Genomic DNA, 14,148 nt, shown 5'->3' with positions numbered 1-14,148 from the left:
TTCACTGAGCGAAAGACGAACTAGGCGACACGCCGGGATATGCCACGGGCAGCGGCGCGAACGGCGGGGATCAACGCCGCCGGATCCTTGGCGGCCGGTACCACCACGGACACCGCCGCCACCACTTCGCCCGTCGACCGCGATACCGGCGCGGCGACGGCAAGGGTCCCGAGATTGAGATGTTCGCGGCACACCACCCAACCGGTCCGCCGAATGTCGTCGAGCGTGCTGCGCAAGCGGTGCTCGGTGGTGATGGTCGACGGCGTGAAGCGCTCGAGGCCGGCGGCGAGAACCTCGTCGAGCAGTTCTTTGCCACCGAACGCCAACAGGACGAGACCGCCACTCGACGCGTGCAACGGCAGTCGGCCCCCGGCTCGTCCGACAACCGAGACGGCGCCGCGAGCGGACAGACGTTCGAGGTACAGCGCGTCGAGACCCTCGCGGACCACAAGCTGCGCGTTTTCGCGGGTCGCCTCGTACAGATCCTCGAGATAGGGCTGCGCCACCTGCCTGAGCCCATGTGCACGAGGGGCGAGAGCACCCAACTCCCACAGTCGCACTCCGATTTCGTAGCGCCCGTCGGCGGCCCGTTCGAGCGCGCCGCAGTCCGCCAACTGACGGCACAGCCGGTGGACTGTGGGCAACGGCAGCCCGGTACGCCGGCTCAGTTCCGACTGCGACAACCGCAGGTGACTCGAAGTGAACGAACCCAGCACCAGGAAGGCGCGCCCCAACATGCTGCGTTCGTCGGACATGTGAACAGTATTCCGGCCACCACTAGCCGGTGACCAGCATGTATCGGCACCGAATGTCACATCGGTCTACTCAGACAACACCTGTGTGACATTGGATGAAAGCCCTGGTTGACATCCGAGCGTGACGGGGCACACAATGGGCGCCCAAGCATGAACGAACGGCCGTTCGCATCAAGAACACCTAATGTCAGGGGGCGCCATGGCCACGTCACTACAGAGCGAAACTCGAGACTCCTCCCCAACTCGAGCCGCTCCGACCTGGGTGGCCTCTCTCTGCTGGGTGATCGTTCTCCTCGACGGCTTCGACCTGGTCGTTCTCGGCGCCGTCATCCCCTCCCTGAGCACGTACGAGGCGTGGGGGCTGACGACCGGCACGCTCACGTTCATCTCGACGCTCACCCTGGTCGGCATGACCATCGGCGCGCTGACGATCGGCACGCTCACCGACGTGATCGGACGCCGCCGAGTGCTGCTGTTCACCGTGACGGCGTTCTCGGTCCTGACACTCCTCTGCGCGGTGGCACCGAGCCCCCTCCTGTTCGGACTGTTCCGGTTCCTGGCCGGATTCGGCCTGGGCGGCGCGTTGCCAACAGCGCTGGCTCTGGTCAACGAGTTCTCCAGGAAACCGGGCGGCGGATCCGCATCGACGATGCTCATGACCGGCTACCACGTCGGTGCTGTGGCGACCGCCGCGCTGGCGATCGTCCTGATCGAACCCTTCGGCTGGCGCTCGATGTTCGTCGCCGGCGCACTGCCCGCCGTGGTACTGATCCCGCTGATGCTGCGCTACCTCCCCGAATCCCCGTCGTACCTGATCGGGCAGGGCAGGCACGCCGAAGCCGAGCAGATCGCCAAACGCCACGGGATTCGGCCCGCGCAGGCGCACCCGCACACCGCCCATCATTCCGTCGCCGAGGCGGCCAATCCGGTACACGCGCTGTTCTCCCGTCCCTTCCTCCGCAACAGCATCGCCATCTGGGTCACCTCGTTCATGGGGCTCCTGCTGGTCTACGGACTCAACACCTGGTTGCCGACGATCATGCGCGAAGCCGGCTACAACCTCGGCGCGTCGCTGACATTCCTTCTGATTCTCAATGCGGGTGCTGTTGTCGGCCTCCTGATTTCGGGCAGCGTCGCCAACAAGATCGGCCCACGCACGGCCGCGATCATCTGGTTCGCTGGAGGCGCCGTCTTCCTGGCGCTGCTGAGCGTCAAGATCTCGTTCGGGATCTACATCCTCGTATTCCTCGCAGGCTGCTTCGTCTTCAGCGCACAGGTCCTCGTGTACGCGTTCACCAGCGCCAATCACCCGCCGCAGATCCGCGCAACCGCGCTCGGGTGGTCTGCGGGCGTCGGCCGGCTCGGCGCGATCTGTGGTCCGGTCCTGGGCGGCGTGATGCTGGGTGCCGGCTACGCCGTGCCGTGGGGCTTCTACGCATTCGCCCTGGTGGGACTGCTCGGTGCAATCGCAATCTCGTCGTCCCGGACAATCGCTGAGCTTCCTCCTTCGGCCGCCCCCATTACCCGAGGTAGGGAAGCGTAGGCATGCCCGGCACCACGTCGGACACGCGAAAGAGGGCCCCCGCCTCGGGATGAGCGTCAAGGTCAGTGCCGATGCGAGAGGTCGTGATGTAGAGCTCATCGAGCGCCTGACCCCCGAACGCGCATGAGGTAACTCGCGGGACCGGGAGTTCGATGACGTCGGCGAGTGTTCCTTCGCGGGTGTAGTGGTGAACGGCACCACCGCCCCACAACGCCAGCCACAGCCCGCCTTCGGAATCGATCGCCAATCCGTCCGGAGCGCCCTTCTTCGGATCCACGTGCACCACTGTTCGCCGACCCGAGAAGGTGCCGTCGGCGTAGTCGAAGGCGTCGATGCGTTGGGTCGGGGTGTCCACGTAGTACACCGTGGATCCATCGGGACTCCACCCCATACCGTTCGAGACGGTTACATCGCTGAATACGACCGTGACGTTTCCCTCGGGATCCAGTCGGTATAGGGAGCCGGCGTGAGGGATCTCGTCGTAGGACATCGACCCGCAGAAAAAGCTGCCGTCCGGCGCGCAGCTCCCCTCGTTCATCCGGATATTCGGGTCAGACCAAATTTCCTCGAGGCGGCGCACATCCGAGATGTCGTCATCCGCAACAGCGAACCCACGCTCGATGGCGACGATCGCCCCGCCACGACTACGCGGACGAAGCGCAGCGGCGACGGACCCGACGTGACGCCGGTCGATCACACCCGAAACAGAGTCCATGATCAAGACATCACCGACGAGCATGTCTACCCAACGCAGCCCGCTCCAACCGTCGTGCCAGACCGGGCCTTCGCCATGCTGCGCGCACGGGTCGGTTACTTGCTCTGCTACCGGCATCGCGTCTTCTCACCCAGCTCGGTGGAGATCATCAGACAGCCTCTTTTCTCCTCGTCGACAGGACTTGTGGATCAGGGATGCAGCAGAATCTTCACGGTACTCCGGGGTCCCTCTTCGAGAATCCGTAGCGCGTCGGCCGCCTCGCTCAACTCGAGGTCACGGCTGATGATCAGCTTCGGATCCAATACACCGGAGGTGAACGCCGACACCGCGTGAATCCAAGCCCGAGATGGCGCACCGAAGACGGTGTGCGCAAGGCGAGTAGCCAGACTGGCCGCGCCCGAGGCGCCGGCCGCTTCGAGTACCGCGTCGAACTTCCCGAGGTGGCGCTCGGCCTCCTCCGCCGTGATGACAATCGTTGCGCCACAAGATTCGGCGAGTTGATCCCGAGTGCGGCCGGAGATACCGCCGAAAGTAGATGTACTGCAAGTAAACCCAGACTTCCTCCGCCCACGACGGCCACACGCTCGCCGGGCACTGCTGCAAGCTCGAGACACGCGGCCGCGACACAGGCTGCCGGTTCCAAAAGCGCTGCCGCCTGCAAGTCGACCCCACCGGGCAACACATGCAACAGCATCACCGTGTTCGAAATGTCCGATTAGCCATCGTGTTACAGACGACTGTAGATCGCCTCGGATGGGTGGTCAACGCTTCTGGCGACGGTTGACGCAGGGTGCGAATCGCACCTACTGTGATGGAGTAAATGTCACCGCGCGTTTCGCACAACTGAGAGAACTACGCCTGATGACCTACCTTGCCGCAGAAGACCGCTACGAGTCGATGAGCTACCGCCGCTGCGGGCGCAGCGGAATCAGGTTGCCCGCTATTTCGCTGGGCCTGTGGCACAACTTCGGTGACGACCGCCCTCTCGCCACGCAGCGCGAAATCTTGCGCAGAGCATTCGATCTCGGTGTCACTCATTTCGATCTCGCCAACAACTACGGGCCGCCCTACGGGTCGGCCGAAATCAACTTCGGACGGATTCTGAACGAGGATTTCAGGCCGTATCGGGACGAGTTGTTCCTCTCGACCAAGGCCGGCTGGGACATGTGGCCGGGTCCGTACGGCGACATGGGTTCGCGCAAGTATCTGCTGTCGAGCTTGGACCAGTCGCTGAAGCGGATGCAGGTCGAATACGTCGACGTCTTCTACTCGCACCGGTTCGACCCCAGCACGCCTCTCGAAGAGACGATGGGGGCCCTCGACACGGCCGTGCGCTCCGGGCGTGCACTGTACGCCGGCATCTCGTCATATTCGCCGACCCGAACCACCGAAGCCATCGCGATTCTGAAGTCCATGGGCACGCCACTGCTCATCCACCAGCCGAACTACTCGATGCTCAACCGCACGATCGAGGAAGGACTGCTCGACACCCTCGAGCCCGCAGGCGTCGGCTGCATCGCCTTCTCACCCCTCGCCCAGGGGATGTTGACGTCGAAGTACCTCGATGGTGTGCCGGCCGGATCGAGGATGACCGAGGGAACCTCGCTCACGAGAGACATGCTCACACCTGAGAATCTCGATCGCATCCGAGCGCTGAACGCGATCGCCGAGCGCCGGGGACAGTCGCTGGCTCAAATGGCAATCGCTTGGGCCCTTCGCGATCCGCGCATGACGTCCTTGGTGATCGGTGCATCGAGCGTCTCACAGCTCGAGAACAGCCTCGGCGCGCTCGACAACCTCGACTTCTCGGCGGAAGAACTCGCCGAGATCGATGTGAGCGCCGTCGAAGGCGGCGTCGACCTGTGGCGCAAGCCCAGTACCTCCTGAAGGACATCGACCTCGGTCCGGACTGTCGGTGGCGGAAGGTATAACGGGTACTCGCCCAACCGCCGCCCCGACCACAGGAGCTGTTATGCCTACCGAACACGACGTACGTGCGATGATGCTCGCGCTACCGGAAGCCGAGGAGGTTGTGGTCGCCGACTGGGGCGATCAACCGACATTTCGTGTGCGCAACAAGATTTTCGGAATCGTCGGCAACGGTGCACCCACGGCGTGCCTCAAGGCGACGGTGGAAACGCAGGCGGCGCTGCTCCAGGAGGATCCCGAGGCATTTCTGGTAGCGCCGTACCTCGGACGGCACGGCTGGACCGATGTGGTCTTGGACCGCGTCGATGCCGAAGAACTGGCTGAATTGGTCGAGGAGGCGTGGCGCCTCACCGCACCGAAACGCCTAGTCGCCGCCTACGACGCTGGGCGTTCTACCCCACGTCCGTCTTGAAGCGCCCCAGCTGATGGCGCAGCGCCGTGCCGAGGTCGGGCCGCCGGAAGCAGTGGTCCCGTTCGAGGAGGCGCCCCGGAGTAACCCGCTGATCGGCCAGGGCGAGTTCACGCGCGCCCTGCTCGCCGAGCAGTAGCTTCGGCCCGAAATCGGGTACCGGTACAAATGCCGGGCGGCGGAGCACAGAGGCGAGCACGGCGGTGTATTCCTCGTTGCGGACGGGATTGGGTGCCACCGCGTTGACCGCTCCCCGCAACTCCGAGTCGACCAGGGCGCGGTGGTACACGTCCACGAGGTCGTCGATGTCGATCCATGACAACCACTGCGTTCCCGTCCCCAACCGGCCGCCGAGACCGGCCTCGAAGAGGGGCCTCTGTAGTCGCAGCACACCACCCTTCGGCGACTGCACGATCCCGGTTCGAACATTCACCACCCGCAACCCCGCCTCGGCGGCAACCTTTGATGCTTCTTCCCACTCCGCCACGACGTCGGCAAGGAACCCGTCACCGCGCTCACTGCGCTCGTCGAGAATCGCATCACCACGCTGTGGGCCGTAGTACCCGATCGCCGAAGCACTGACGAATACCTTCGCCCCACCCTCGGCAGCCGCCTCGGCCAGGCGTCGCGTTGGCTCGATGCGACTGCCCCTGATCGCCCGACGGTGGGTGTCGGTGAACCTTCCCGCGATGGATGCACCGGCAAGGTGGATTACCGCATCGACCCCGTCGAGAAGGTCGCCGGCGGGGTCGAACGGGTTCCATAGCCGTTCGTCAGGAGAACCTGGGGAGTGGCGCACGAGGCGCACCACTCGGTGCCCGCCCGTGCTCAGGAACGCGGTCAGCGCCGAACCGACGAGACCCGAACTGCCCGTCACCGCGATCGTGAGGGGCTCCGGCAGGAGCGTGGACGCCCACTGGTGCCGGGCGATGTCGTCCGCGAGTTGGCGGTGGCGGTAGACGAATGTCGACCGAAGGAACCTGGCCGGCACAAGGGTGTCGACATGATCGGTTACCCGGGTCGAACCCTCCGACAGGGCGTCGAACGTGTGTGTATGCCGCCACGGTACGAGCAATCTCATCGGCAATGCCGAGGAGTAGTCGACGAACCGGTGCGGCGGGTCGTACTCGTCCCGATCGTGTTGTGCGACCCATGGCAGACCGCCGGGCAGCCGTAGTTCCGCCTTCCCCGACTTCAAGGAATCGGACTCCCTGGCCAACGTCAGTGGTTGCCACGGCGGTGACAGTCGGGTGAAGGCCCCCGGCCTCGTATGCCAGGCGAACAACTCGTCCCGTGGGGCTTCGATGACACTCGAGTACACGATGCCCATCCCCCGACCCTAGCTGCGAACCAAACCGAAACACGGGCAAATGGAGGTAACGTGTGGACATGGCGCAGCTACGCGCGCTGGTCACGGGTTCTACCGGGTACATCGGCGGACGCCTCGCCCCCCGGCTCGTTGAAGTCGGCTACCAGGTGCGCGTGCTGGCACGCTCGCCCGACAAACTGACGGACGTTCCCTGGGCCTCCGAAGTCGAGATAGCCCGCGGTGACCTGAGCGATCCCGCATCGCTCGCTGCCGCATTCACAGACGTCGATGTCGTCTACTACCTCGTACATTCGATGGGCGGCGCGGAGGAATTCGAGGAGGCCGAACGTATCGGCGCGGAGAACGTCGTGGAGGCAGCCCGAAATTGTGGCGTGAGCCGCATCGTCTACCTCAGCGGGCTGCATCCCGACTCGGCAGATCTTTCCCCGCACCTGCGTTCTCGAACGCGAGTCGGCCAGATCCTCATCGAATCCGGTATTCCCACAATGGTTCTGCAGGCCGGTGTCGTCATCGGAGCAGGCTCGGCGTCCTTCGAGATGATTCGGCATCTGACCAACCGATTGCCGGTGATGACCACCCCGCGTTGGGTGAACAACAAGATCCAGCCGATCGCAGTTCGAGACGTGCTGCACTATCTCGTGGAGGCGGCGGAGGCTCCACTTCCGCGTAGCCGCACCTATGACATCGGCGGTCCCGACGTCATCAGGTACGGCGAGATGATGCAGATCTACGCGGAGATCGCCGGTCTCGGGCGCCGTCGCATTCTCGTCCTACCCGTCCTGACACCGAAACTTGCAGGCTTGTGGATCGGACTCGTAACCCCTATTCCCCCGTCGCTCGGCCGAGCGTTGATCGAATCACTGCGCGACGATGCCGTTGCCTCGGAGCACGACATCGACGAAATCATCCCGCCTCCGAAAGAGGGGCTGACGGCGTATCGGGAAGCCGTGCGATTGGCGCTGTGGCGAACGGACAACGGTGATGTGGAGACCTCATGGGCCGGGGCATCTCCGGTGGACGCACCCTCGCAGCCCCTTCCATCGGACCCCCACTGGGCCGGCGAAGTCGTCTACACCGACGAACACACGAAGGAGTGTGACGCCGACGCCGCAACGCTATGGAGTGTGGTCGAGAGTATCGGCGGCGAGAACGGTTGGTACTCCTCCCCTCTCGCATGGTCCATTCGCGGCTGGCTGGATCGAGTTGTCGGGGGTGTCGGACTTGCCCGAGGACGCCGAAACCAGAAGCAGCTCAACACCGGTGACCCGTTGGACTTTTGGCGTGTAGAGCGCATCGACCGAGGAACCTTGCTGCGCCTGCGCGCTGAGATGCGGCTACCGGGCGCGGCGTGGCTCGAATGGCGCGTGCATGCGGTTGGTGCGGGTCGCTCGCGCCTCGATCAACGCGCGATATTCTTCCCCAAAGGTCTAGCTGGACGCATTTATTGGTATTCCATCCTGCCGTTCCACGGAATCATCTTCAAAGGAATGTTGGAGAACATCACCGGCTGCGCGGCCCGTCAGACGGTGCACAGCGGCACAATGTCCTCTCGTCCACCGGTGGTCGGGGATGTCAGCAACAAGCACGAGTTGTAGCCACGCCACTCCACCACCTGCCGGATCTGCGTCCACCCCGCATCGTCGACCGCCGGCGTACGAGAGAGGACGAATCCCGACGAACGTGCCGGATCACCGACCAGCGCCCATGAGTAGTCATCGGCGATGTAGGTGACCACGTAGTTGGTGGGGCCGTCCGGCGAACCTTGGAAGGGCACATCGGTAAAGCTCACGTGCAGTTGGGCGTTGGTGGCCGGATCGTTGACGCGCGCATTCCCGTTGACGCCGCTCGTTCCTCCCGTCCAGGTCGTGCACCTGTTGGCGACGCTGATGTTCGATGAATCGACATATCCGTACGTCGCCGAAGTGTCCCGCGCGCAGTTCAGGTTGAACGGCTGGGGTACGGCAGCCAACTGATACCACGTGCCGAGGTATCTCTGAATATCAAGAGAAGGAACCGGTTCCAGCGCGCCCGGTATGTCTTCCGGCCCTGGCGGCTGAGCCTGTGCAGGGCCCGCGGACAGCACCAGAGCGAGAGCTGAGGCCAGCATTCCGGTTATGAATCCACGAACCATAGGGCGGGTCATCTCGAGTCCTTTCAACAATCATGCAGTCGATAAGAAGCAAGCAGCGTAGAGCGAGTCACCCCACGGGACTCTCTCGAGAGTCATTCGAAACCCCTCGCGAATCGGATGGGTAGCAGAAGTCGAAAAAATCCACCCATCCGATTCGGATACCGCTCCGAACTCCTGTCGCACGGTACTTATCCACACACATCAGCGAGAGGCAAAACAATGAAGGTCACCACCCGAGTTCTGGCAGTCGCAGCAACCGCATCCCTGGCACTGATGGGCGCAGCGTGCTCCTCGGATGACAACGGCTCCGCGAACAACACGACGACGGCAGCCGAGACCACGACAGCTGAGGCGACAACGACACCTGCCACCGCGGATCCGGCTGCGAACCTGGTCGGACCGGGTTGCGCGGACTACGCGGCGTCGGTGCCTGACGGCCCCGGCTCGATCGATGCGATGGCGGTCGAACCCGTCGCCACCGCGGCTTCCAACAGCCCCGTACTCACCACTCTCGCGGCAGCGGTTTCCGGGCAGCTGAACCCGGATGTCAACCTCGTCGACACTCTCAACGGATCGGAGTTCACGGTCTTCGCCCCCGTGGATGACGCATTCGCCAAGCTCGACCCGGCGACGATCGACACTCTGTCGACCGATTCTGCGCTGCTCACCCAGATCCTGACCTATCACGTAGTCCCCGGCCAGATCCCACCGAGTGACATCGTCGGCGAGCACGCCACCGTCGAAGGTGGCACGGTCACCGTCACGGGTTCGGGTGACAACCTGATGGTCAACGACGCGGGCGTCATCTGCGGCGGCATCCAGACCGCCAACGCCACGGTGTACCTCGTGGACACCGTCTTGATGCCCCAGTAAGTAGATGCCCGAGTAAGTACTTGCACGAGCAGGTACTCGGATCTCGGTAGTACGCCCGGCGGTATCGGTCTCAGCGCGATACCGCCGGGTTTCTACATGAGCACCACATTCCTTCCCCGGCTCCAGCATCCGACGCACCCCTCGGCCATCCGACACATCCCCAGCTCCGAATGATTGATATGGACACAGCTCGCCCCCAGCGGAGAGACGTCGCCGTGATCGGCAGCGGCGTCGCAGGACTGACCGCTGCCTATGTTCTCTCACGCCGTGATCGTGTCACCCTCTACGAGGCCGACACTCGACTCGGCGGCCACGCTCATACCCATCACCTGACTCTCGACTCCGGCGCCGAAGTGGATGTCGATACGGGCTTCATCGTGCACAACGACCGCACCTACCCGACGCTGCTCCGCCTGTTCGCGGAGCTCGACGTGGCCACCCAGGAGTCAGACATGTCGATGTCGATTCGGTCCGACGTCGACGGACTCGAGTATGCGGGCGCGAAGGGTCTTCGCGGGCTATTCCCGACAACAGCCAACCTGAGGAAGCCTCGTTACTGGCGGATGCTCGGTGAGATACTCCGGTTCCACCGCCGCGCACGCGCACTGCTCGACACTCCCGCCACCGAGCGTGACGCGCAAGAGTCGTTGGGCGACTTCCTCGCCCGCAACCGCTTCAACCGGTACTTCGTCGAACACTTCATGACTCCATTGGTCGCCGCAGTGTGGTCGTGCGATCCTGATTCGGCGTCCCGTTACCCGGCGCGGTACCTGTTCACGTTCCTCGATCACCACGGGATGCTGACGGTCTTCGGTTCGCCCACGTGGAGAACGGTGACCGGCGGTTCGGCCAGGTATGTCGAGAAGGTAGCGACACACATCGACGAGATACTTCTCGATACGTCGGTGAAGCGATTGGACCGCAACGACGACGGCGCGTGCATCGTAGACAGCAAAGGCGACGTCCGCTATTACGACGCTGCTGTGGTGGCAGTGCACCCAGGGCAGGCGCTCGCGATGCTCGGCAAGCCGTCCAAACTCGAGACCGAGGTGCTCGGCGGTATGCCGTACACGGTGAATCGTGCTCAACTGCATACGGACGAATCGCTACTGCCTCGAGCAAAGAACGCGCGAGCATCCTGGAACTACCTGACCCCGGCCGATGCCGTGGATGCGTCCGGAGTAATTGTCACCTACGACATCACACGCTTGATGCGCCTGGATGCCGTGCGAGACAGGAGATTTCTGGTCACCCTCGGCGGTGATCATCTCGTCGATCCAGCCAAGGTTATCGCCGAGATGACCTATGAACATCCCATCTATACCCCTAATTCCGTTGCTGCTCAATCCAGAATGGGTGAACTGTCGACCGATACCGTCGCTTTCGCTGGGGCATATCAAGGTTGGGGGTTTCACGAGGACGGAGCTCTATCGGGCTCGAGGGCAGCCGAGAGGATCGGCGGAGAATGGGAAACCCCGATCGCGCAAGATCACAAGCGGGAGGAGGTATCGTGACCAGCCCAGCGATCTACGCGACGACAATTCGGCACGCACGCGTCGAGCCCATCCGCAACAGCTTCGAATACACGAGCTACAACTGGTTCGTCGATCTCGACGCCCTACCCCGATTGTCTCCATGGCTGCGGCCCTTCGCACGCTTCCTCGCTGAGGACCACTTCGAGCCCGGAGACGACAGCCGACCGGACACGCTGCGGCGAAGGGTCGACGCATTCCTCACGGCGCACGGCATCAACCTCGAAGGCGGCCGGGTTACGGCTCTGCTCAACGCACGAGTTCTCGGCTACGTCTTCAATCCGCTGAGCGTGTACTGGTGCCACGACCCTGCCGGCAACTTGCGATGCATAGTCGCCGAGGTACACAACACATACGGTCAACGGCACAGCTATCTGATCGAACCCGATACCAACGCCTGGGCCCAAACGGACAAGCAGTTCTATGTCTCGCCGTTCAATGACGTGAGCGGACGGTACGACATGTGGCTGCCAGAGCCAAGTGACACCCTCGCGCTGACCGTGGTTCTTCACCGGGACGGTCACGCTCCGTTCACCGCTTCGGTACGCGGGAAGCGTCAGACCGTCACCCTCCGGACGATCCTGAGAACTCAATTACGTTTCCCCCTTGCACCTCTCGCAGTCTCTGCTCGAATTCGCGTCCAGGGAATCACTTTGTGGGCCCGCGGACTCCCGGTCATGGCTCGACCCGGTCACTTGAAGGAGAAAGCCCAGTGAGAACGAAGAAGGAAACAGACCTCGACCGGCCGATCGACAATCAAGCTTGGCCAGGGCTGGCCGAAGTGCCTACCGGCCTGCGAGCTTCCGTGTCGGCGAAGGTCGCCGATCGACTGTTCCGACGTGCCGCGGCTGGACTCGATGTTCGAATCGAGTACCCCGACGGCACTCTGGTGGGGGCGAGTCGCGGCAAGGAGATACTGCCTCGCATGATCATCCGCAACCCCGATGCGTTCGCCAGACGAGTCGGGGCTAGTGGGCTCATCGGTTTCGGCGAGTCGTACATGGCCGGCGACTGGACGTCACCAGACCTCGCAGCGGTACTGACAGTGTTCGCCTCGCGGATCTCGGCGCTCATACCGCGTCCACTGCAACGGCTCCGCACGCTCTATGTCGCCAAACACCCAGAGCAAGAGCGCAATACCGAACGAAATGCCCGCTCGAACATTTCCCGTCACTACGATCTGTCCAACGAATTGTTCGAGACGTTCCTCGACGAGACGATGACGTACTCGTGTGCACTGTTCCCTTCGGCCCCCACCCAGGTCGGGGAGGTACGCGGCGTCACAGTCTTGGAGGCACCCACCCCGCAGAGCGCGCCGAAGTGGGAGGATCTCGCAGATTCCCAGCGCAACAAGATCGATCGGCTGCTCGACCTGGCCGGCGTAGGCGTCGGTACTCGCCTGTTGGAGGTAGGGACCGGTTGGGGAGAACTGTGCATCAGGGCGGCGCAGCGCGGCGCGACGGTCCGTTCGGTAACACTGTCGCGCGAACAGCAGCACCTGGCTCGTAGGCGTGTTGCCGAGGCCGGCCACTCGAAGTCGGTCCAGATAGACCTTCTCGACTATCGCGAAGTCGACGGTGAGTACGACGCGATCGTGTCAGTGGAGATGATCGAAGCCGTTGGACATCAGTACTGGGCAAAGTACTTCAGTGTGCTCGACCGACTTCTCGCCCCTGGCGGGAAGGTGGCGCTGCAAGCCATCACGATGCCGCACGATCGGATGCTGCAAACCCGCAACACCTACACCTGGGTGCACAAGTACATCTTTCCGGGCGGGTGCCTTCCTTCGAGCAAGGCCATCGAGTCCATCGCGGCGCAGCATACGACGCTGCGCGTGCGGGAACGCTCGAGTATGGGCCGGCACTATGCGGAGACGCTGCGTTTGTGGAAGGAGCGATTCGGCTCGGCCAGCTCGCGGGCAGAAGAGCTCGGGTTCGACGAGATATTCCGCCGAATGTGGCACTTCTACCTCTGCTACTCGGAAGCAGGGTTCAGATCCGGATACATCGACGCCGCGCAACTCGTCCTCGAGAGAACGGGAACAAACAGATGAACGGATTCGACTGGTCGAACTTCGCCGTTATATCCCTTGCGAGTCTGCTGGTACTCGCCCTCCTCCAAGCAGCGACGTACCTGATCGGGAGGCGAATCAGACGGTACAACGTCGTCGACGTGTCCTGGGGACTCGGATTCGTCTTGGTGGCACTCATCGCTGCCGTCCTCGGCGAGGGCGATGGGCTCCGGCGGTGGCTGATCTTCGTGCTCGTTGCGATCTGGGGACTGCGGCTGACGTGGCACATGTATGCAAAGTCCGCAGGCAAGGGCGAGGACCCGCGCTACGTAGCGATGTTGGAGAGAGCCGGCGGTGATTCGCCCACCACGGTGATCAGAAAGATCTTCGCAACTCAGGGCCTTTCGCAGTGGTTCGTCTCACTGCCGTTGCAGGTGTCTGCTGTTGTGGGTGCAACATCTGGTCTGGGCACGGTGGTTGCGACGATCGGCGTTGCACTGTGGGCCGTGGGTCTGGTGTTCGAATCCGTCGGCGACCACCAGCTGCGGCAGTTCAAAGCCGACCCGTCCAACAGCGGCAAGATCATGGATTCCGGCCTGTGGGCCTGGACTCGGCACCCGAACTACTTCGGAGATTTCTGTGTGTGGTGGGGACTCTGGCTCATCTCGGCGAGCGTCTGGCCCGGTGTCCTCACCGTGCTGTCCCCGCTCGCGATGACCTACTTCCTGGTGTACACAACGGGGGCGAGGTTGCTCGAGAAGTCGATGTCGCGGCGTCCTGGCTACCCTGAGTACCAGCAGAGGACCAGCTACTTCCTCCCCCGACCGCCGAAGAGGTGAGTGGCATGCCGGCATCGCTCGTAGGTCATTTGGTCCATTCGTCACACCGGCCACAGCCTCCTACTAGGCTGTGGAACGATG

General features: G+C 63.2%; 14 protein-coding genes. 9 read left to right on the top strand and 5 right to left on the bottom strand.

The features are described from left to right. Nucleotides 1–20: 20 nt before the first annotated feature. A complete protein-coding gene (locus BFN03_RS19575) occupies nt 21–755 on the bottom strand; it encodes an IclR family transcriptional regulator (protein WP_070380416.1) in 735 nt (244 codons plus the stop codon). A gap of 199 nt (nt 756–954) precedes the next feature. Between BFN03_RS19575 and BFN03_RS19570 the strand changes: the two genes are divergently transcribed. Next, complete coding sequence (locus BFN03_RS19570; RefSeq protein WP_070380415.1) at nt 955–2,298, top strand: MFS transporter; 1,344 nt, start codon at nt 955–957, stop codon at nt 2,296–2,298. On the opposite strand, the gene BFN03_RS19565 is transcribed toward BFN03_RS19570, so the two are convergent. After that, on the bottom strand, nt 2,276–3,130 hold the full coding sequence (locus tag BFN03_RS19565) for an SMP-30/gluconolactonase/LRE family protein (protein WP_070380414.1): 855 nt from the start codon (nt 3,128–3,130) through the stop codon (nt 2,276–2,278). The two genes, BFN03_RS19570 and BFN03_RS19565, sit on opposite strands and share 23 nt — an antisense overlap. Before the next feature lie 71 nt (nt 3,131–3,201). Then, a complete protein-coding gene (locus tag BFN03_RS20350; RefSeq protein ID WP_157109660.1) occupies nt 3,202–3,627 on the bottom strand; it encodes a hypothetical protein in 426 nt (141 codons plus the stop codon). Nucleotides 3,628–3,874: 247 nt separating this feature from the next. Between BFN03_RS20350 and mgrA the strand changes: the two genes are divergently transcribed. Further along, complete coding sequence (mgrA, locus tag BFN03_RS19560) at nt 3,875–4,900, top strand: L-glyceraldehyde 3-phosphate reductase (protein WP_070380413.1); 1,026 nt, start codon at nt 3,875–3,877, stop codon at nt 4,898–4,900. 85 nt (nt 4,901–4,985) lie between these two features. Then, the gene (locus BFN03_RS19555; protein ID WP_070380412.1) at nt 4,986–5,354 is read left to right on the top strand and encodes an MmcQ/YjbR family DNA-binding protein; all 369 of its coding nucleotides are present in this window, start codon (nt 4,986–4,988) and stop codon (nt 5,352–5,354) included. Here BFN03_RS19555 and BFN03_RS19550 read toward each other — a convergent pair. Then, entirely contained in the window at nt 5,335–6,681 is a 1,347-nt protein-coding gene (locus BFN03_RS19550; protein ID WP_070380411.1) for a TIGR01777 family oxidoreductase, read from the bottom strand. The genes BFN03_RS19555 and BFN03_RS19550 overlap by 20 nt on opposite strands. 59 nt (nt 6,682–6,740) lie before the next feature. Here BFN03_RS19550 and BFN03_RS19545 point away from each other — a divergent pair, with 59 nt between their 5' ends. Next, nucleotides 6,741–8,276 (top strand): SDR family oxidoreductase, encoded by a 1,536-nt coding sequence (locus tag BFN03_RS19545; RefSeq protein WP_070380410.1) that lies wholly within the window; start codon nt 6,741–6,743, stop codon nt 8,274–8,276. Here BFN03_RS19545 and BFN03_RS19540 read toward each other — a convergent pair. Beyond that, entirely contained in the window at nt 8,201–8,824 is a 624-nt protein-coding gene (locus BFN03_RS19540; protein ID WP_084385703.1) for a lipocalin family protein, read from the bottom strand. The two genes, BFN03_RS19545 and BFN03_RS19540, sit on opposite strands and share 76 nt — an antisense overlap. A gap of 207 nt (nt 8,825–9,031) precedes the next feature. Between BFN03_RS19540 and BFN03_RS19535 the strand changes: the two genes are divergently transcribed. From BFN03_RS19535 to BFN03_RS19515, 5 genes are all read left to right on the top strand, one after another. Next, a complete protein-coding gene (locus BFN03_RS19535; protein WP_070380408.1) occupies nt 9,032–9,685 on the top strand; it encodes a fasciclin domain-containing protein in 654 nt (217 codons plus the stop codon). Between the two features lie 179 nt (nt 9,686–9,864). Next, complete coding sequence (locus BFN03_RS19530) at nt 9,865–11,199, top strand: NAD(P)/FAD-dependent oxidoreductase (protein WP_070380407.1); 1,335 nt, start codon at nt 9,865–9,867, stop codon at nt 11,197–11,199. Further along, nucleotides 11,151–11,933: a DUF1365 domain-containing protein gene (locus tag BFN03_RS19525; protein WP_070380406.1), complete on the top strand. Its 783-nt coding sequence runs from the start codon at nt 11,151–11,153 to the stop codon at nt 11,931–11,933. Before BFN03_RS19530 ends, BFN03_RS19525 begins: the two co-directional genes overlap by 49 nt. Then, nucleotides 11,930–13,270, top strand: coding sequence for an SAM-dependent methyltransferase (locus tag BFN03_RS19520; RefSeq protein WP_070380405.1), 1,341 nt, complete (start codon nt 11,930–11,932; stop codon nt 13,268–13,270). The genes BFN03_RS19525 and BFN03_RS19520 overlap by 4 nt, the downstream gene beginning before the upstream one ends. Then, complete coding sequence (locus BFN03_RS19515) at nt 13,267–14,067, top strand: DUF1295 domain-containing protein (protein ID WP_070380404.1); 801 nt, start codon at nt 13,267–13,269, stop codon at nt 14,065–14,067. Before BFN03_RS19520 ends, BFN03_RS19515 begins: the two co-directional genes overlap by 4 nt. Nucleotides 14,068–14,148 lie beyond the last annotated feature (81 nt).

It is taken from the genome of Rhodococcus sp. WMMA185, from assembly GCF_001767395.1.
Taxonomy (GTDB): domain Bacteria; phylum Actinomycetota; class Actinomycetes; order Mycobacteriales; family Mycobacteriaceae; genus Rhodococcus_F.
Note: the sequence above shows the minus strand (reverse complement) of the source record. Positions and strands in the feature narration are given on the sequence as shown.